This window comes from Psychrobacter sp. 1U2, from assembly GCF_051847575.1.
In genome coordinates this window covers 1-706 of record NZ_JBPYDC010001101.1, presented here as the reverse complement: position 1 = coordinate 706, position 706 = coordinate 1, and the positions used below count along the sequence as shown (strand labels likewise).

The following is a 706-nucleotide window of genomic DNA, read 5'->3' as shown; positions in this document are numbered from 1 at the left end:
GATAGCATAGCGCGAACCGTACATTTACGCGGACGACAGCGGCAGTTTACTAGCCGTACTACTTTGCTCAAAAGCGCTGAAGCGCTGAAGCGCTGAAGCGGCGGGTATACGCCTGCCCTATGGTTGTCGTCAAGGCATTTGTCATCTGTGCCGCTGCCAAAAAATCAGCGGTCAAGTCAAAAACATCCAGACAGGGGTTGTCAGCGGTGAAGGTTTTGAGTCTATTCAGACTTGTATTAATGTACCTGTAACCGATGTTGTGCTCGATATTTAATATAATAAAGGACTTTTTATGCGTTTATTACCGCCTATGTTTAGTGCTCGATCCGCGCTCCCTACTACCCCTATTCAGTCTGTAGTAGATAAGCGATGGGTAGCGCAGACTCGTTACCCGACATTAAGCAGCGCGCCCCTATCAAAGGCACAAACTGAGACGATGGCTGCTGAGTTAGATGCGTTATATCAGAGTGTCATGGCATCGCTTGGTGCAGAGGATGCGCGCTATATTCAGCGCATTTATGCTGCTGTCGTTTATAGTGAAATACTAGCACGTGGTCTGCTTGCTGTTGCCGCATGTCCCTCTTCACGCCGTAAGCAATTGAGCATTTGGCTATTAGGTACTTCTTTACTAAGTTTTAGCAAGATATTAAACAACATGGAGCTTGGTCACAATGTCATGCACGGTCAGTATGATTGGATGCAGCAT

General features: G+C 47.0%; 1 protein-coding gene and 1 pseudogene. Both read left to right on the top strand.

Features of this window, described 5'->3' with window-relative positions:
* The first annotated feature begins 106 nt into the window (after positions 1-106).
* Complete coding sequence (locus ACS8FD_RS20610) at positions 107-274, top strand: 2Fe-2S iron-sulfur cluster-binding protein (protein WP_439277238.1); 168 nt, start codon at positions 107-109, stop codon at positions 272-274.
* An 18-nt stretch (positions 275-292) separates the two neighbouring features.
* Positions 293-706: pseudogene (locus ACS8FD_RS20605) on the top strand (acyl-CoA desaturase); the annotation flags it as partial.